General features: G+C 73.2%; 16 protein-coding genes. 6 read left to right on the forward strand and 10 right to left on the reverse strand.

The features are described 5' to 3' along the window. Positions 1-110: 110 nt before the first annotated feature. The 8 genes from AB0E14_RS36670 to AB0E14_RS36705 form a co-directional block, all read right to left on the reverse strand. Entirely contained in the window at positions 111-1577 is a 1467-nt protein-coding gene (locus AB0E14_RS36670) for a PE-PGRS family protein (protein ID WP_362428817.1), read from the reverse strand. A gap of 82 nt (positions 1578-1659) precedes the next feature. Beyond that, the gene (locus AB0E14_RS36675) at positions 1660-2082 is read right to left on the reverse strand and encodes a ribonuclease (protein ID WP_362428820.1); all 423 of its coding nucleotides are present in this window, start codon (positions 2080-2082) and stop codon (positions 1660-1662) included. Between the two features lie 104 nt (positions 2083-2186). Then, positions 2187-3179 (reverse strand): ferredoxin--NADP reductase, encoded by a 993-nt coding sequence (locus AB0E14_RS36680; protein ID WP_362428823.1) that lies wholly within the window; start codon positions 3177-3179, stop codon positions 2187-2189. Next, positions 3163-3399 (reverse strand): hypothetical protein, encoded by a 237-nt coding sequence (locus AB0E14_RS36685; protein WP_362428826.1) that lies wholly within the window; start codon positions 3397-3399, stop codon positions 3163-3165. Before AB0E14_RS36685 ends, AB0E14_RS36680 begins: the two co-directional genes overlap by 17 nt. Continuing rightward, a complete protein-coding gene (locus AB0E14_RS36690; RefSeq protein ID WP_362428829.1) occupies positions 3399-4541 on the reverse strand; it encodes a Rieske 2Fe-2S domain-containing protein in 1143 nt (380 codons plus the stop codon). The genes AB0E14_RS36685 and AB0E14_RS36690 overlap by 1 nt, the downstream gene beginning before the upstream one ends. Next, positions 4538-5569: a 4-hydroxy-2-oxovalerate aldolase gene (gene dmpG, locus AB0E14_RS36695; RefSeq protein WP_362428833.1), complete on the reverse strand. Its 1032-nt coding sequence runs from the start codon at positions 5567-5569 to the stop codon at positions 4538-4540. Before dmpG ends, AB0E14_RS36690 begins: the two co-directional genes overlap by 4 nt. Beyond that, complete coding sequence (locus AB0E14_RS36700) at positions 5566-6474, reverse strand: acetaldehyde dehydrogenase (acetylating) (RefSeq protein WP_362428836.1); 909 nt, start codon at positions 6472-6474, stop codon at positions 5566-5568. Before AB0E14_RS36700 ends, dmpG begins: the two co-directional genes overlap by 4 nt. A gap of 6 nt (positions 6475-6480) precedes the next feature. After that, positions 6481-7263, reverse strand: a complete 783-nt coding sequence (locus AB0E14_RS36705; RefSeq protein ID WP_362428839.1) for a 2-keto-4-pentenoate hydratase — start codon at positions 7261-7263, stop codon at positions 6481-6483. A gap of 217 nt (positions 7264-7480) precedes the next feature. Between AB0E14_RS36705 and AB0E14_RS36710 the strand changes: the two genes are divergently transcribed. After that, positions 7481-10759, forward strand: coding sequence for a vWA domain-containing protein (locus AB0E14_RS36710; RefSeq protein ID WP_362428842.1), 3279 nt, complete (start codon positions 7481-7483; stop codon positions 10757-10759). 73 nt (positions 10760-10832) lie between these two features. Here AB0E14_RS36710 and AB0E14_RS36715 read toward each other — a convergent pair whose 3' ends face one another. Both AB0E14_RS36715 and AB0E14_RS36720 read right to left on the reverse strand, forming a co-directional pair. After that, positions 10833-11738, reverse strand: a complete 906-nt coding sequence (locus tag AB0E14_RS36715; protein ID WP_362428845.1) for an SDR family oxidoreductase — start codon at positions 11736-11738, stop codon at positions 10833-10835. 1 nt (position 11739) lies between these two features. Further along, positions 11740-12504: an SDR family oxidoreductase gene (locus AB0E14_RS36720; RefSeq protein ID WP_362428848.1), complete on the reverse strand. Its 765-nt coding sequence runs from the start codon at positions 12502-12504 to the stop codon at positions 11740-11742. A gap of 68 nt (positions 12505-12572) precedes the next feature. Between AB0E14_RS36720 and AB0E14_RS36725 the strand changes: the two genes are divergently transcribed. From AB0E14_RS36725 to AB0E14_RS36745, 5 genes are read left to right on the forward strand one after another with little or no spacing between them, the layout of a single operon-like run. Then, positions 12573-13370: an enoyl-CoA hydratase family protein gene (locus tag AB0E14_RS36725; protein WP_362428851.1), complete on the forward strand. Its 798-nt coding sequence runs from the start codon at positions 12573-12575 to the stop codon at positions 13368-13370. Next, positions 13367-14212, forward strand: coding sequence for a CoA-transferase (locus AB0E14_RS36730; RefSeq protein WP_362428854.1), 846 nt, complete (start codon positions 13367-13369; stop codon positions 14210-14212). The genes AB0E14_RS36725 and AB0E14_RS36730 overlap by 4 nt, the downstream gene beginning before the upstream one ends. Further along, on the forward strand, positions 14209-14964 hold the full coding sequence (locus AB0E14_RS36735; protein ID WP_362428857.1) for a CoA-transferase: 756 nt from the start codon (positions 14209-14211) through the stop codon (positions 14962-14964). The genes AB0E14_RS36730 and AB0E14_RS36735 overlap by 4 nt, the downstream gene beginning before the upstream one ends. After that, a complete protein-coding gene (locus AB0E14_RS36740) occupies positions 14964-16013 on the forward strand; it encodes a nitronate monooxygenase (protein ID WP_362428860.1) in 1050 nt (349 codons plus the stop codon). The genes AB0E14_RS36735 and AB0E14_RS36740 overlap by 1 nt, the downstream gene beginning before the upstream one ends. A 44-nt stretch (positions 16014-16057) precedes the next feature. Next, positions 16058-16954, forward strand: coding sequence for a tyrosine-protein phosphatase (locus AB0E14_RS36745; protein ID WP_362428863.1), 897 nt, complete (start codon positions 16058-16060; stop codon positions 16952-16954). The last annotated feature ends 141 nt before the right edge of the window (positions 16955-17095 follow it).

Raw genomic sequence — 17095 nt, forward strand, 5'->3', positions numbered from 1 at the left:
GGACCTGTTCGGCCCGGGGCGCGCGGCCGCCGCCCAGCCGGCCGCGGCGCCCGCGCCGAAGTCCCGGGTGTCGGAGGGGGAGATGGACGCGATGATGGGGTGGCTGCGGTTCAGCGAGTGGATGTAGCCGACGCCACGAGCAGATCGACCATCCGACGCATCACCGGTAGCGGTAGAGAGGGGTTCTGCGCCGCGTCGCGGGCGGTCCGGGGGTCGCGCAGCAGCCGGAGCAGGACGTCCTGCGGGAGGGCGGGGTTCCGGGCGGCAAGCGCCCGCACGTGCGAGTCCGGGTCGTCGAGCATCCGTACCGCCGCCGAGGGAGGGAGCCTGGGGTCCTCCGCCGCGTCCCGCCGTACCTCCTCGGCCTCGTCCCGGCTGAGCGCCTCGACCACCTCTGGCGTGGAATCCGGGTCGCTCAAGGCCAGTCGGCGCAGCCTCGGGTTCGGATCGGAGGCGAGGCGGAGCAGTCCGGCGCGAGGGAAGTTCGGGTTCGTGCGCGGACGGCCGGGGAAGCTGAGACTGCCGTCCCACCAGTGCCAGACCTCAAGAAGCATGTCCGGGGGCGCGTCGTCGCAGGACTCGGCGAGGAAGAGGCGTACGGTCCGGTCCTCGTCGTGTGCGAGTCGTTCGGCGACGTCCGTCGGCAGGTGCCGGGCACGGGCCACACTGCCGCGGATGTACGGATGGCTGGAGGCGGCGAGCCGGCGCATGGCCTCCGGATCGCCGTGGAGCGCCGCCACCCAGGACAGCGCGTAAGGGTGCCGGTCGCCCGGCGGGATCTCGACGCGGACGGCGGCCCGCTGCTCCTCGGTGAGGTCGGCGCGCAGGGCGACGATGTGCCGGACCGCGTCGTCCTCGTCACGTGCGAGCACGGCGACCGCATCCGGGTCGAGACGCGGATTGCGCGCCAGGCGGGCTCGGACGGCCGGATCCTCGTGCCGGGAGAGGCGGGCGGCAAGTCCTGGCGTGAACCTGCAGGTCTCGACCGCCCGATCCTCGAGCTGTGCGAAGGCGGCCTCGTCCAGCGGGTTGTCCTGATGGTGGCGCAGCAGGGCGGTCGTACGGACGTGCGCGTCGGGGTCGCTGAGCAGCCCTTCCCGTACGGACCGGGCAAGGTGTGGCCACGCGGGATCGCAGGCCGCCGCCCGGACGGCGGGCACGGGATCGGCGACGAGGGCGCGGAGCTGGGGCGCGGGCAGTCCCCGCAGCCTTGCGGCCTCGACCCGGACCAGCGGGGATTCGTCGGCGGCGAGCGCTTCGTAGCCTGCGGCGGTCAGAGGCGCGCCCCCGAGCGCGGCGTCCTCGACGAACAGGGCACGCCGGGGACCGCTCGTCTCCGCGAGGAGGAGGCGGGTCCACTGCTCGGCGGTCAGCTCCGGACGGGCGTCCAGCAGGACGGCGCGCACCTTCCGAGCCGGGTGGCCGACGGCGGATTCGAGGACGGACGGCGGCAGATCGCGCCTGAACAGGAAGTGGGGTTCCACGTCGAGCAGCCGGATCAGCAGGTCCTCGGGGGTCGCCCGGTTGAAGCCCAGCCCCCAGCCGTCGACCGGCTCCCCCACGTCGTCAAGGTTCATGCGCACCATCGTGCCCGTTCCGCGGCCGGCCCGGCATGGGGGGAAGGTCCGGCCGCGGAACGGGAGCCGGTGATGCGGTGCGTCAGCAGTCGTGGTCGATGAGGTCGAACGAGGCGTAGTGGTCGGCTGTGTAGTAGTCCTCCTGGTACGACTCGCCCGTCACGATCCGGCGCGCGCCCCGGTCGGAGGAGCCCGGGGTCTTGACCGTGTACTCGTGGTAGTAGCCGAGGGAGTGCGCGGGCAGCAGGCGCTCGCGGTTCTGGAAGACGCTGCCGTCCTGGCGGTACGGGAAGGGCCCGCCCTGGTCGATCAGGCGGAGGGTGTCGTGGGCCTGGGAGGGCAGGTCGGAGGAGCAGATGTCGCCGACGGCGGCGGCCGAGAGCACGGACGCGGCCGGGGCGGCGGGGGTCGGGGCGACGGCCGCGGTGGCCGGGGCGCCGAGGAGGAGGGCCGAGACGAGGGCGGCAGCTCCGCCGATGACGGTGATGCGTGGGGGGATCCTCATGGCTCGATGATGACGCGCGTAGAGGAGGCCTGGACAGGCCAACTCCCTTCATTTCAACGGACGTTAACTTCTTCTGCGCCTTGTGGGGACGGTGTGCGCGGCCGTCACTCGTACGTCACGTCCACGCGCTCCCCGAGCGGCACCGCCTGGCAGGCCAGGACGTAGCCCTCGGCGAGGTCCGTCGCATCGAGCACCTCGTTGCGGGCCATCTTCACCTCGCCGGCCGTGACCCGGCAGGCGCAGGCCGCGCAGGCGCCCTCGCGGCAGGAGTACGGGGCGTCCACACCGGCCGCGAGAAGGGCGTCGAGGAGCGGGGTGGCCGGCCCGCCGGTCACCCGGTGGACCCGGCCGTCCAGGTGGACCTCGGCGGTGTAGGAGACCTCGGCCTCCGCGACCGGCTCCTCACGGGTGAACACGTCCTCGGCGAGGGAGAAGTACCGCTCGCGGTGGACCCGGCGCCCGCCCGCCGACCGTACGGCCGTCTCCGCCGCGTCCATGAGCGGGACCGGGCCGCACAGATAGGTGTCCCGGGCCGCGTACGGGGCGAGGGCGGGGGCGAGGAGTTCGGCGGTGGGCAGCCCCTGGAGGGACTCCAGCCAGTGGGTGAGGGTGAACCGCCCCGCGAAGTCCTCGGCCAGGTCGCGCAGTTCGTCACGGAAGACGACGGAGTCCTGGTCCCGGTTGGCGTAGAGCAGCGCGACCCGCCCCTCCCCCGCCACCAGTGCCGACTTGGCCAGCGAGACGACGGGGGTGATGCCGCTGCCGCCCGCGACGAGCAGCAGATCGCGGCCGGGGACGGCAGGGGTGAAGGTGCCGGCGGGCGCCAGCACCTCCAGTTCGTCCCCGGCGGCCACCCGTTCGCAGAGCCAGCCGGACCCGCGCCCGCCCGGCACCTTCTTGACCGTGATCTTCGGCGCCTCGCCGGTGAACGGGGAGCTGGCGAGGGAGTAGCAGCGGGCGCCGCCGTCGGGCAGGCGGACGGTGAGGAACTGGCCCGGCCGGTAGGGGAAGTCGGCGTCGAGGACGAGGGAGACGGCGTCCGCCGTCTCCGGGATCACCTCGGCGACCGTGACGCGCAGGCTACGGGAGGTCGGCACCGGTCACCTCCAGCGCGCCGCTCGCCACCGCCGCGTCGATGGAGCCCCGCAGCTCGCCGCAGGAGCGGACCCGGCCGGCGGGCTCCCCGGCGGCGACGCGCGCCCGGATGACCGGGCACGCGTCCGCCGAGGGGCCCGACCACTGCACGGAGGTGTGCGCCGGGCTGAACTTCTCGCACAGCACCCGGTTCCCGCAGGCGGCGCACTCCACCGGCCGCATCACCGCGCGCGCCTTGCCAGGTTCTCGGCGACCTCGGCCTCCCAGGCCTGGTTGGCCCGGGTGGTGTCGATCTCGAACTCGAACCGCTCGACCATCTCGTTCCTGACGTCGGCCGCGTCCACGTAGAACTGCTCGTACCAGCGGCGCAGTTGGTAGACGGGGCCGTCCTCCTCGCTGAGCAGCGGGTTGTCGATGCGGGTCTTGTTCCGCCAGACCTCGATGTCCTGCTCGAAGCCGACGGCGAGGCCGGTGGTGAACAACTCGGCCGCGTCGGCGGCCTGTTCGTCGGTCATGCCGGGGAGCTTGCGCACGGTCGTGCCGTAGAGGAGGACGAAGCTGTCGGCGGAGACCGGGTAGTGGCAGTTGATGAGGACGCTCTCCATCTCCACGCCTCCGCCGATGTCCGACCAGACGCGGTCGATCATGTAGGAGGGGCCGTAGTAGGAGGCGTCGGAGCGCAGGGGCGCGCTGAGGTTGCCGAGGTCCATGTCCTGGCGCGGGGTGGACTCCAGGTACTGGCTGGCGACGTGGCCCTCGAAGACGTTGGTGAAGCGGGTCGGGAAGGCGTAGTGCACGTAGTAGAAGTGCGCCATGTCGACGATGTTGTCGACGATCTCGCGGCAGTTGGAGCCGTCGACGCGGGCGGTCTTCCAGGACCAGTCGGACCACTCGCCGCTGTCGAGGCCCTCGATCTCGGGGATGGTGACCTCGGGCGGCGGCGGGTTGCCCTCGGGGTCGTGCCAGACGAAGAGCTGCTTGTTGCGTTCCAGGGTGGTCCAGGCGCGGGTCTTCGCACGGGGCGGGATGCGGCGGGCGTACGGGATGCCGGCGCAGCGGCCGTTCCCGGCCCAGCGCCAGTCGTGGAAGGGGCAGGCGACGGCGTCGCCCTTGACGGTGCCGTGGGCGAGGTTGCCGCCCATGTGGGGGCAGTAGGCGTTGAGGACGTGCAGTCGTCCGTCCTCCTGGCCCTGGAAGACGACGAGCTTGGTGCCGAAGGCCTCGATCTCGTGCGGCTCGCCGTCCTTGAACTCCCGGGCGAGCCCGAGGCAGTGCCAGCCGCGGGCGAAGCGGGCGGGCGGGGCGGCGGCGCGGATGACGCGGGGGCCCTGGTCGGTGGCGTCCGGCAGGTCGACGGTGGTCATGGGGCGGTCACCTTCTCCTTCGCGAGTTCGACGGCGATGTCGATGAGCTGGTCCTCCTGGCCGCCGACGAGCCGGCGTTCCCCGGCGCACAGCAGGATCTCGGCGCCGGAGACGCCGTACCGCTCGGCCTGCCGGTAGGCGTGCTTGAGGAAGCTGGAGTAGACCCCGGCGTGGCCCATGAGCAGGGCGAGCCGATCGAGTCGGCACTCCTCGCCCATGACGGGCCGGACGACGTCCTCGGCCGCGTCGATGATCTTCAGTACGTCGATGCCGGTACGGATGCCCATCTTGTGGCAGACGGCGACGAGGGCTTCGACGGCGGTGTTGCCCGCGCCCGCGCCGAGCCGGCGGGTGGAGCCGTCGATCTGCCGGGCGCCGGCCTTGATCGCGGCGATCGAGTTGCCGGTGCCGAGGGCGAGGTTCTCGTGGCCGTGGAAGCCGACCTGGGCGTCGTCGCCGAGTTCGGCGACGAGGGCGGCGACCCGGTCGGCGGTCTCGTCCATGACGAGGGCGCCCGCGGAGTCCACGACGTACACGCACTGGCAGCCGGCGTCGGCCATGATCCGGCCCTGGCGGGCGAGGAGTTCGGGGGTGGTGGAGTGGGCCATCATCAGGAAGCCGACGGTCTCCAGGCCCATCTCCCGCGCGAGGCCGAAGTGCTGGACCGAGATGTCGGCCTCGGTGCAGTGGGTGGCGATCCGGCAGACGCTCGCGCCGTTCGCCCGGGCGGCCCTGATGTCGTCCTTGACGCCGAGGCCGGGCAGCATGAGGAAGGCGATCTTCGCGCGCCGTGCGGTGGCGACGGCGGCCTTGATCAGTTCCTGCTCGGGGGTCCGGGAGAAGCCGTAGGTGAAGGAGGAGCCGCCGAGGCCGTCGCCGTGGGTGACCTCGATGACGGGGACCCCGGCGTCGTCGAGGGCGGCGACGACGGAGGTCACGTCCTCGACGGTGAACTGGTGGCGCTTGGCGTGGGAGCCGTCGCGCAGGGAGGAGTCGGTGATGCGGATGTCGTACGCGTCCGTCGTCATGCCTCGCCCTCGCTTCGCTTCGCGAACTCCTCGCCGACCTTCGTGGCGGCGGCCGTCATGATGTCGAGGTTCCCGGCGTACGGCGGGAGGTAGTCGCCGGCGCCCTCGACCTCCAGGAAGATGCCGACGCGGGCCATGCCGCCGCTCACCTCGGAGGGGTCGTCGAACTGCGGCTCGGCGCGCAGCCGGTAGCCGGGGACGTACGCGCGCACCTCCTCGGCGACCTGCTTGACGGAGAGCGCGATGGCCTCCCGGTCGGCGTCCTCGGGGATCGCGCAGAAGACGGTGTCGCGCATGATCACGGGCGGGTCGGCGGGGTTGAGGATGATGATCGCCTTGCCGCGCCCGGCGCCGCCGACGGTCTCGATGCCGCGCGCGGTCGTCCGGGTGAACTCGTCGATGTTGGCGCGGGTGCCGGGTCCGGCGGAGACGGAGGCGACGGACGCGACGATCTCGGCGTAGGGGACGGGGACGACGCGGGAGACGGCGTGGACCATCGGGATGGTGGCCTGGCCGCCGCAGGTGATCATGTTGACGTTGTCGCCGTCGAGGTGGGCCGTCAGGTTGGCGGGCGGGACGACGCCGGGACCGACGGCGGCCGGGGTCAGATCGACGGCCTTGATGCCGAGGGCGCGGTAGCGGGGGGCGTTGGCGCGGTGGACGTAGGCGGAGGTCGCCTCGAAGACGAGGTCGGGCAGGCCGTCGGGCCGGGACTCGTCGAGGAGCCGGTCGACCCCGTCGTCGAAGGTGTCGAGCCCGAGCCGGCGTGCGCGGGCGAGCCCCTCGCTCTCCGGGTCGACCCCGACCATCCAGCGGGGTTCGATGTGGGGTGAGCGCAGGAGTTTGTACAGCAGGTCGGTGCCGATGTTGCCGGAGCCGACGATGGCGGCGGTGAGGGTGGTCATCGTGCCTCAGTAGAAGGAGAGGGAGACGGAACCGAGCCCGGTGAACTCGGCGGTGTACGTACGTCCCGCGGTGACGTCGACGGCGCGGGTGCAGGAGCCGGGCAGGACGAGGTGGCCCTCGCGGAGCCGGACGCCGTAGCGGGCGACGGTCCGGGCGAGCCAGGCGACGGAGCGGGCGGGGTCGCCGAGGACGGCGTCACCGCGGCCCTCGGCGAGCGGCGCCCCGTCCTCGTGGAGCCGGGCCTGGACGGCCTTGGGGTCGATCTCGTCCGGCGAGCGGCCCTCGCCGATGACGAATCCGGCGGAGGAGGCGTTGTCGGCGATCGTGTCGCCGATGGTGATGCGCCAGTCCGCGATCCGGCTGTCGATCAACTCGATCGCGGGAATGATCCGTTCGGTGGCGGCGAGGACGTCTTCCGGTGTGCAGCCCTCGCCGGGGAGGTCCGCGCCGAGCACGAACCCGGTCTCGACCTCGATGCGGGGCGCGCAGTAGCGGGCGACGGGGACGGGCCGGTCGGAGCGGAGTTCCATGTCGTCGAGGAGATGGCCGTAGTCGGGCTCGTCGACGCCCATCATGCGCTGCATGACGGGCGAGGACAGGCCGACCTTGTGCCCGACGACGGTGGCTCCGGTGGCCTGCCGGTCCCGGATGTTGAGCAACTGGACGTGGTACGCGTCCTCGACGCCGAGACCCGGGAAGGTCTCGGTGAGGGGCACCACGGGGGTTCTGCCGCGCTCGGCGTCGCGCAGCCGCTCGGCGGCCTGCCGCCGGAGCCGGTCGGTGAGCATCGCCGCTCCTTCCGGGGGAGGTGGGTGGGGTGCGCCGACCGTAGGCCGGTGGGGCGGCGCCGGGGGAGCGCGGTTTCCCACTGGCCGGGAAACCGCCGCCTCGCGCATTCCGGGCGCCTCACGCGCCCCTTCACGCCCCCAACAGGAGTGATTACGTTACGTGAGGACTCGGGCACATCTTGTGACAAGCGCATCGACGTGAGCCACGGAGACCTCCATGTCGCACATCACCGGCACGGTCCAGACCCTGTCCCCCGCCGTCGTCATCGGGCCCGCCTCCGGCGCGCCCCCGACCTCGCCCGGCACTTGGGCGTTCGACTTCCCGTACACGCCCGCCCCTTCGGGCACGAAGCTGGTGGTCCTGCACTTCCAGGGCGTGAGCCTGCCCGCCGGCAACCGCCTGGAGGTCGAACTCGGCTACGGAAGAGACGTGTTCACCGCCGCCCACGGGACCGAGTTCTGGTCCCGGCCCGTCGACGTGTACGCGCTCGCCGGCGGGCGCGTGCCCATCCGGTACGTCACCGACGGCGCCACGACCGGCGGGGCCACGCTCGACCGGTACGCGCGCGGTGAACGGCACGCGGGCGAGCAGGACCCGACGGCGTTCTCGAACAGCGATCCGTTCCTCGGCGAGGCGGTGTACACGGAGCCGAAGTACGACCCCTTCTGGTTCTGCAACACGCCACCGAACTGGGAGAACGCGGCCTGCACGACACCGCCTTCGGAGGTCAGGGCGCGGGTCGCGAAGAGCGTCGGCATGATCGTGGCGGCCCACGGCCACCACTTCTCGACCTGCTCCGTCACGCTCGTCGAGCCGAACGTGGTTCTGACGGCCGGGCACTGTCTGACGGACGTGGTCGCGGAGGCCGCCTCGGCCTCGGTGACCTTCGACTACGCGACGGACTGCGCGGGTGCCCGGCCCGCGGGGTACGCGGCGCGGTTCCACAAGGTCGTGAAGGTGCTGCGGCACCGCTGGGACCCCAGCACGGGGCTCGACTACTGCCTGCTGCAACTGGAGGTGCCCGCGTCGGGGCTCGGGATCCCGCCGATCCCCATCAGAGCGGACCTCCCCGGCCCGGGCGAGGCCGTCTTCGGCGTGCACCACCCGAACGGCGCGGTGAAGAAACTCTCCCCGCCGCACGCCTCGTTCGGCGGGATCATCAGCAGCTCGGCGGCCGGCCTCGACGTCAATTTCGACGTGTCCGGAGGCAGTTCGGGCTCCGGGCTCTTCGACACCTCGGGCCGGGTGATCGGCGTCCTGTCCACCGGGCGGGCGTGCCGGCTGTCGTACTCCCCGACGGCGAGCGTCCTGCGCGACCTCGCCACGCCGGCCGAGCCGCCCGCGAACCGGGACGTCATGGTGGTGGTCGACCGCTCCGGCAGCATGACGGAGACGGCCGGGACGGGCCGGGACCGTACGAAGATCGAGGAGGCCAGGGACGCGGCCTCGCTCTTCGTCCGGCTGGTCCGCGCGGGGACGGGCAACCGGCTCGGCCTGGTCTCCTTCTCCACGTCGGCGAGTTCACCCGTCGACTTCGCCCTGGCGCCGGTCACCGACGCGACGAAGACGGCACTGGCCGGGCCCCCGCCGTTCTCCGGCGGTGTGGTCGGCGGACTCGCCCCCGGCGGGATGACGACGATCGGCGGCGGACTCGACGCCGCGCGCGGCCAGTTCCCCGCGCCGGGCGCCAACCCGCGCTCCGTGCTGCTGCTCACCGACGGGCTGCAGAACACCCCGCCGATGGTGGCCGACGTGCGCGGCGGCCTCGCGGGCATCGGCGTCAGCGCGATCGGTTTCGGAACGGAGACCAGCCTCGACGGCGCCCTGCTCACCCAGCTGACGCAGGAGCGTGGCGGGCTGTACACCCGGGCAGGCAACGGTCTGGCGCTGAAGAAGTTCTTCGGCCTCGCCTTCGGGAACATCTTCGAGTCGGGCGCGCTCTTCGACCCGGAGTTCGACATGCCGGCGGCCGTGCGGCGCAGCGACCTGATCCCGTTCCACGTGTGCGGGGAGGAGTCGCTGACCGTGGTGGTCGGCTGGGACAACGTGGAGGGGGAGCTCGGCATCGGGCTGCTCACCCCGTCCGGCCGTGTCGTGTCGACGTCCACCGCCGGGGTCGTCCTGGAGAACGGACACACCTGGACGTTCCTGCGGGTGCCGCTGCCGTACGGCGAGGAGCGCGACGGCCAGTGGCGGGTGCAGGTCTTCCGGCCGGGCGGCGGCGAGATCCCGCCGCCCGGTGTGGACCTGCGGTACTTCGTGCAGGTGGTGGCCTCCGGCGGGCCGAGACTGGACCGGGTGGCGGGACCGACCCGCCACTACACGGGCGACACCGTCAATCCGCGGGTCTTCCTGCGGTACGACGAGGGCGGCAGCCCGCACCACGCGCGGATCGACCTCACGGCGACCCGGCCGGCGGCGGGCGCCGGGAACATCCTGACGGAGGCGGGGCTCCAGGCGCCGGTGACCGTGGACGGCGACACCATCCCGGCCCGGCACGCGACGCTGCGGGCCCTCGAGCGGGCGGCGGGCAGACCGCTGTTCACGTACACGAGCGAGACGTTCCCGCTCTTCTCCGACGCCGCGCACACGGAGGGGGCCTTCGAGGCGGGCGGCCTCTTCGGCAACCCGCAGACCGAACTCCTCACCGTGGAGGGCAACTACACGTTCCACGCCCGGGCGGTGTACGGAGAGGGGTGCGTGTCGACCCGGGAGACCCAGTGGACCGTGCACGTCGACGTCTCGGTGGACCCGGGCCGTACGACGGTCACGGTCGCCGGACCGCCCGACGGCGGCACGCTCACGATCGTCCCGCGCGACCGCTACGGCAACCACGTGGGCCCCGGCCACCTCGACGACCTCCCGATCACGGGGGCGCCCGGCACGACGGTCACGGGGCCGGTGCGGGACAACGGGGACGGCAGCTACACGATCCCGGTCACCTGGGACCCGGACGTCCCGGGCGCCCCCGGGGTCGTCGTCGCCCAACCGGGCCGCCCGCCCGTGGTCGTGGCACCCCCGGCGCCCCCGCCCCCGGGCGGCGGCGACCCCTGCGAGGAGGTCCTCCGGCGCCTGCTCAAGGCCCTCTGCCGCTGCCTGGTCCGCCCACCGCACGGCCCGTGCGGGTGCGGCCCGCACGGACCGGGGGGACCGGGTGGGCCGGGTGGGCCGGGTGGGCCGCACGGGCCCGGTGGGCCTTGCGGACCGGGTGGGCCTGGCGGGCCGAGTGGGCCTGGCGGACCCGGCGGACCCGGCGGACCGGGTGGGCCCGGTGGACCGAGTGGGCCCGGCGGTCCGGGTGGGCCGAGTGGGCCTGGCGGACCCGGCGGACCCTGCGGGCCGAGTGGGCCCGGTGGACCGAGTGGGCCCGGCGGACCCGGCGGGCCGCACGGCCCGGGTAAGCCCGACAAGCCGCACGGGCCTGACGGCTCCGGCGGACCCGACCGGCCGAAGCCGCCCCGCCCCGGGGGCGGTTGCTGCGGGGACCGCCCCTGACGGCCCCGGGGGTTCGGGAGGCCGAAGGCCCCCCGAACCCCCACCCTCAGCCCCACCCTTCAGCCCCCACCCCTCAGCCCGACGCCCCGTACACCCGCCCCGGGGTCTCGGCGGCGGCCAGCAGCTTCAGGGTCGCCTCCCCCGCCTCCGCCGGGCTCCAGCGCGCGCCCTTGTCCACCGAAGGACCGGGCCGCCAGCCCTCCATCACCGTGATGCGACCGGCCTCCGCCTCGAAGACGCGGCCGGTCACACCCGCCGAGGACGCCGAGCCGAGCCAGACCACGAGCGGCGAGACGTCCTCCGGCGCGGCGTCGAGGCCCGCGAAGGCCTGCTCGGTCATCCGGGTCCTGGCCGCCGGGGCGATCGCGTTGACCTGGACGCCGTACCGGCCCATCTCCGCCGCCGCGACCAGGGTGAGCCCGACGATCCCGGCCTTGGCCGCCGCGTAGTTGCCCTGCCCGACGCTGCCGAGCAGTCCCGCCCCGGACGTCGTGTTGACGACCCGTGCCACCGGCTCGCGCCCCGCCTTCGCCTCCGCCCGCCAGTACGCGGCCGCGTGCCGCAGCGGCAGGAAGTGGCCCTTCACATGGACGCGCATCACGGCGTCCCAGTCGTCCTCGCCGAGGTTCACGAGCATCCGGTCCCGCAGGAAGCCCGCGTTGTTGACCAGCGTGTCCAGACGGCCGAAGGCGTCGAGGGCGGCGGCCACCAGCGAGGCCGCGCCCGCCTCCGTGGCGATGTCGCCGCCGTGCGCGACGGCCTCGCCGCCCGCCGTACGGATCTCCTCCACCACCTGCTCGGCGGGCGAGCCGGAGCCCGCCGAGCCGTCGAGCCCCACCCCCAGGTCGTTGACGACCACCTTCGCGCCCTCGGCGGCGAAGGCCCGGGCGTGAGCCCGCCCGAGCCCCCGCCCCGCGCCCGTCACGATCACGACCCGGTCCTCGCACAGCCCCTCACGCACTCCGTCACGCAGTCCCATCTCAGCTCTCCTTGTTGACAGTCGCGGCATCCAGAAACGCGGGGCGTTCGCCGCCCCCGTGCACCAGCAGTGCGGCCCCCGAGACGTACCCGGCCCGGTCGGAGGCGAGGAAGACGGCCGCCTCCCCGACGTCCGAGGGCTCGGCGAGCCGGCCGAGCGGCACGGTCCTGGCGACGGCCTCGATCCCGTTCTCGTCCCCGTAGTGCAGATGGGAGAGTTCGGTCCTGACCATCCCGAGGACCAGGGTGTTCACCCGGACGTACGGGGCCCACTCGACGGCCATCGACCGCGCGAGGTTCTCCAGGCCGGCCTTCGCGGCGCCGTACGCGGCCGTGCCCGGCGAGGGCCTGGTCGCGCTGACGCTGCCGATCATGACGACCGATCCGCGCGACTCCCGCAGCAGTTCGTGCGCGGCGAGCGAGGCCGTGAGCGGGGCGGTGAGGTTCAACTCCACCACCCGCGCGTGCCGTTCGGCCTCACCCTCGCCGAGCAGCCGGTACGGCGTGCCGCCCGCGTTGTTGACCAGGGTGTCGAGGCGCCCGAACCGCTCGCCGACCTCGGCGAAGAGTCGCCCCACCGCCGCGGGTTCCCGCAGGTCGACGGGGACGAACTCCGCCTCCCTGCCCGCCTCCTTCACCGGCTCGTCCGGCGGTCTGCGGGCGCAGACGACGACCCGCGCGCCCGCCCCGAGGAAGGCCCGCGCGATGCCCGCGCCGACCCCCCGTGTGCCACCGGTGACGACCGCCACCCTCCCGTCCAGCTCCATCGGCTGCTACCTTTCCTGACCAAGCAGTCACCTAACAAATGTTTGGTGGAAAGGTAGCTGATCCGCTCATGGGTGTCTCCACCGCAAGCCCCGGCAAGGGCATCGCCCTTGTCACCGTCGACTTCCCACCCGTCAACGCCCTTCCCGTGCGGGGCTGGTACGACCTCGCCGACGCGGTCCGCGCGGCCGGCCGCGACCCCGAGACCCGCTGTGTCGTCCTTGCCGCCGAGGGCCGCGGCTTCAACGCCGGCGTCGACATCAAGGAGATGCAGCGGGACCCCGGGCACGGCAGCCTGATCGGCGCCAACCACGGCTGCGCGGAGGCGTTCGCGGCGGTCTACGACTGCGAGGTGCCGGTCGTCGCGGCCGTCGGCGGCTTCTGCCTGGGCGGCGGCATCGGACTCGTCGGCAACGCGGACGCGATCGTCGCCTCCGAGGACGCCACCTTCGGACTGCCCGAACTGGACCGGGGCGCGCTCGGCGCCGCGACCCACCTCGCGCGGCTGGTCCCGCAGCACCTGATGCGCGCGCTGTACTACACCTCACGCACCGCGACCGCGGCCGAACTGCACGCCCACGGCTCGGTCTGGAAGGTCGTACCGCGCGCGGAACTCCTCGACGCGGCACTGGAGCTGGCGGCTGAGATCGCCCGCAAGGACGGATATCTGATCCGGCTCGCCAAGGCCGCCATCAACGGCATCGACCCGGTGGACGTGCGCCGCAGCTACCGCTTCGAGCAGGGCTTCACCTTCGAGGCCAACCTCAGCGGCGTCGCCGACCGCGTCCGCGACACCTTCGGCACGGACGAGGCGAAGGACGAGGCGAAGGGCAAGGCGAAGGACAGGGCCAAGGAGGGCACCTCGTGACCGACAAGACCATGACCCCCGACGAGGTGGTCTCCCGGCTCCGCTCCGGCATGACGCTCGGCATCGGCGGATGGGGCTCGCGCCGCAAGCCGATGGCCCTGGTCCGGGCGCTGCTCCGGTCCGAGATCACCGACCTGACCGTGATCTCCTACGGCGGCCCCGACGTCGGTCTCCTCGCCGCCGCCGGCCGGATCCGCCGGCTCGTCGCCGCCTTCACCACCCTGGACTCCATCCCCCTCGAACCGCACTTCCGCGCCGCCCGCGAACGCGGCGACCTCGCCCTCACCGAGCTGGACGAGGCCATGTTCATGTGGGGCCTGCAGGCCGCCGCCAACCGGCTGCCCTTCATGCCGGTCCGCGCCGGGCTCGGCTCGGACGTCATGACGGTCAACCCCGAGCTGCGGACGGTGACCTCGCCGTACGAGGACGGGGAGACCTTCGTCGCCGTGCCCGCGCTGCGCATGGACGCCGCCTTCGTCCACCTCAACCGCGCCGACCGGCTCGGCAACGGCCAGTACCTGGGTCCCGACCCGTACTTCGACGACCTCTTCTGCGAGGCCGCCGACACCGCGTACGTCTCCTGCGAGCGGCTCGTCGACCGGTTCGACGCCGACACCGCCCCGCAGTCCCTGCTCGTCAGCCGGCACAGCGTCACCGGCGTCGTCGAGACCCCGAACGGCGCCCACTTCACCTCCTGCGTCCCCGACCACGGCCGCGACGAGCCCTTCCAGAGGCTGTACGCGACCACCCCCTGGCCCGAGTTCGCCGAACGGTTCCTCGCCGGCAAGAGCGAGGACGACTACCAGCAGGCCGTACGGACCTGGCACGAGGAGCAGCAGTGACGACCACGCCCACCCGCGCACCCCTCCTCCCGCCCACCCGCCCCGAGTACTGCGTCCTCGCCTGCGCCGAGGCCTGGCGCGACAACGGCGAGGTCCTCGCCGCCGCGATGGCCCCGGTCTCCTCCTTCGGCGCCCGGCTCGCCAAGCGCTCCTTCGCCCCCGACCTGCTCCTCACCGACGGCGAGGCGATGCTCGTCGGGCTCGACGGGGAGCCCGAGGGCTGGCTGCCGTACCGCCGCCATCTGACGATGGTCACCGGCGGCAAGCGGCACGTGATGATGGGCGCGAGCCAGATCGACCGGTACGGCAACCAGAACATCTCCTGCATCGGCGACTGGTCCCGCCCCGCCCGCCAGCTGCTCGGCGTGCGCGGCGCGCCCGTCAACACCCTCAACAACCCGGTCAGTTACTGGGTCCCCAAGCACTCGCCGCGGGTCTTCGTCGAGCGCGTCGACATGGTCAGTGGCGTCGGCTACGACCGGGCGGCGGCGGCCGGGACGGAGCGCTTCCACCGGATCCCCCGGGTCGTCTCCGACCTCGGCGTCTTCGACTTCGAGACGCCCGACCGCTCTATGCGGCTCTCGTCCCTGCACCCGGGCGTCACCGTGGACCAGGTCCGGCGGGCCACCGGCTTCGACCTCGTGATCGGCGACGACGTGCCCTACACCCGTGAGCCGACCGCCGAGGAGCTGCGGCTGATCCGCGAGGTCATCGACCCGAAGGGGCTGCGGGACCGGGAGGTCAGGTCCTGATGGAGACGGCGCTCACCCGGCTCACCGGGGTGCGGCATCCGATCGTCCAGACCGGCATGGGCTGGGTCGCCGGGCCCCGACTGGTCTCGGCCACCGCCGAGGCGGGCGCGCTCGGCATCCTCGCCTCGGCGACGATGACCGTCGACGAGCTGCGCGCGGCGGTCCGCGAGGTGAAGTCCCGTACGGACCGGCCCTTCGGGGTCAATCTGCGCGCGGACGCGGGCGACGCCCGCGAGCGGGTGCGGATCATCATCGACGAGGGTGTCCGGGTGGCCTCCTTCGCGCTCGCCCCCTCCCGCGAGCTGATCGCGGAGCTGAAGGACGCGGGCGTGGTCGTCGTCCCGTCCATCGGGGCCCGGCGGCACGCCGAGAAGGTCGCGGCCTGGGGCGCGGACGCGGTGATCGTGCAGGGCGGCGAGGGCGGCGGGCACACCGGCGACGTGGCCACGACGGTTCTGCTGCCGCAGGTCGTGGACGCGGTCTCGATCCCGGTGATCGCGGCCGGCGGCTTCCACGACGGCCGCGGTCTGGTGGCCGCGCTCTCCTACGGGGCCGCCGGCGTCGCCATGGGCACCCGCTTCCTGCTCACCTCCGACTCCACCGTCCCCGACGCCGTGAAGGCGAAGTACCTGGCCGCCACGGTGAAGGACGTGACGGTGACGACGGCCGTCGACGGACTGCCGCACCGGATGCTCCGTACGGAGATGGTCGCCGCCCTCGAACGGGCGGGCCGGGTACGGGCGTTGGCGCAGGCGGTCCGCCGGGCGGCCGGCTTCCGCAAGCTCTCGGGACTGTCGTGGCCTGCCATGGTCCGCGACGGCCTCGCGATGAAGCACGGCAAGGACCTGTCGTGGAGCCAGGTCCTGCTGGCAGCGAACACCCCCATGCTCCTCAAGGCGTCCATGGTCGAGGGCCGTACCGACCTCGGCGTCATGGCGTCCGGACAGGTCGCGGGGATCATCGAGGACCTCCCGAGCTGTGAGGAACTCGTCCTGCGCGTCATGTCCGAGGCCGAGAAAGCGCTCCGCACCCTGCCGACACCAGGGTGAACCCGCCCTCCCCTCAGGGGAGTTCCCGTACAGGGAGTTCCGTCATGCCCCTTTCGAGACGCGCACTGCTGAGCACCGCCACCGCCACCGCTCTCGTCTCGCTCGCCTCTCCGGCCGTCGCGGCGCCCCGCCGTCGGTACCGCGCCGCCGCCATCCGCCACATCCCGCTCCAGGGCGCGGTCAACGTCCGGGACCTGGGCGGCTACCTCACCTACACCGGCGACCGGGTGCGTCAGGGTCTGGTCTACCGGGGCGACGCCCTGGGCAAGCTGACCGACGCCGACCTGACCACCCTGTCCGGGCTGCGCCTGGCGACGGTGGTCGACTTCCGGATCCCGCTGGAGATCCAGGCCGACGGCGCCGACCGGCTGCCCGGCGGTCTGGTCCCGGTCTCGCGGGCGGTGACCGACAACGGTCTGAACGCGCTGATCCGGGCGGCGATCGGCTCGCGGGACCCGGTGAAGCAGGAGGAGATGCTGGGCGGCGGCCGGGCTGCCGCGTTCATGGCGGAGGTCTACCGCACCTTCGTCACCGACGCCGACAACCGGGCGCGGTTCGCCGCGACGGTCCGCGACATCGCCCGCCCGGGCGCGGGCCCGCTGCTGTACCACTGCACCTCGGGCAAGGACCGTACCGGCTGGCTGAGTTACCTGCTCCTGACGGTGTGCGGGGTGCCCGAGCGGTACGCCGTGGAGGACTTCCTGGCCTCCAACACCTTCCGGGCCGCCTACGACGCGAAGCTGCGCGAGGGCCTGAAGCAGGCCGGGCTCATGCAGAATCCGGACCTGCTCATCCCGATGCAGGAGGTACGGACCGAGTACCTGAACGCGGCGCTGGCCGAGGCGAAGACCCGCTACGGCAGCCTGTTCCGCTTTCTCACCGACGGCCTGGGCCTGGAGCCGCGCACCCTCGCGCAGCTCCAGGACCGGCTCGTCGACTGATCGGCTAGGCGGACCGCCCCTGGGCGGCGCCGCCGCCGGACCGGCGGCCACGGCCGCCGCCTCCGCTGCGGGTACGGGTGGGCGAACCCCCCGTGCCCGTGCGGGCGCCGGCGCCGGACCGCGTACGGGAGCGCTCGCCGC

The sequence above is a fragment of the Streptomyces sp. NPDC047981 genome (genome assembly GCF_040653315.1).
Lineage (GTDB): Bacteria > Actinomycetota > Actinomycetes > Streptomycetales > Streptomycetaceae > Streptomyces.

What these genes read in the sequence shown, in the direction of transcription:
- AB0E14_RS36670 (WP_362428817.1), bottom strand. Translation starts at nt 1,577, where the DNA reads ATGAACCTTGACGACGTGGGGGAGCCGGTCGACGGCTGGGGGCTGGGC.
- AB0E14_RS36675 (WP_362428820.1), bottom strand. Translation starts at nt 2,082, where the DNA reads ATGAGGATCCCCCCACGCATCACCGTCATCGGCGGAGCTGCCGCCCTC.
- AB0E14_RS36685 (WP_362428826.1), bottom strand. Translation starts at nt 3,399, where the DNA reads ATGCGGCCGGTGGAGTGCGCCGCCTGCGGGAACCGGGTGCTGTGCGAG.
- AB0E14_RS36690 (WP_362428829.1), bottom strand. Translation starts at nt 4,541, where the DNA reads ATGACCACCGTCGACCTGCCGGACGCCACCGACCAGGGCCCCCGCGTC.
- dmpG (WP_362428833.1), bottom strand. Translation starts at nt 5,569, where the DNA reads ATGACGACGGACGCGTACGACATCCGCATCACCGACTCCTCCCTGCGC.
- AB0E14_RS36700 (WP_362428836.1), bottom strand. Translation starts at nt 6,474, where the DNA reads ATGACCACCCTCACCGCCGCCATCGTCGGCTCCGGCAACATCGGCACC.
- AB0E14_RS36705 (WP_362428839.1), bottom strand. Translation starts at nt 7,263, where the DNA reads ATGCTCACCGACCGGCTCCGGCGGCAGGCCGCCGAGCGGCTGCGCGAC.
- AB0E14_RS36710 (WP_362428842.1), top strand. Translation starts at nt 7,481, where the DNA reads ATGTCGCACATCACCGGCACGGTCCAGACCCTGTCCCCCGCCGTCGTC.
- AB0E14_RS36715 (WP_362428845.1), bottom strand. Translation starts at nt 11,738, where the DNA reads ATGGGACTGCGTGACGGAGTGCGTGAGGGGCTGTGCGAGGACCGGGTC.
- AB0E14_RS36720 (WP_362428848.1), bottom strand. Translation starts at nt 12,504, where the DNA reads ATGGAGCTGGACGGGAGGGTGGCGGTCGTCACCGGTGGCACACGGGGG.
- AB0E14_RS36725 (WP_362428851.1), top strand. Translation starts at nt 12,573, where the DNA reads ATGGGTGTCTCCACCGCAAGCCCCGGCAAGGGCATCGCCCTTGTCACC.
- AB0E14_RS36740 (WP_362428860.1), top strand. Translation starts at nt 14,964, where the DNA reads ATGGAGACGGCGCTCACCCGGCTCACCGGGGTGCGGCATCCGATCGTC.
- AB0E14_RS36745 (WP_362428863.1), top strand. Translation starts at nt 16,058, where the DNA reads ATGCCCCTTTCGAGACGCGCACTGCTGAGCACCGCCACCGCCACCGCT.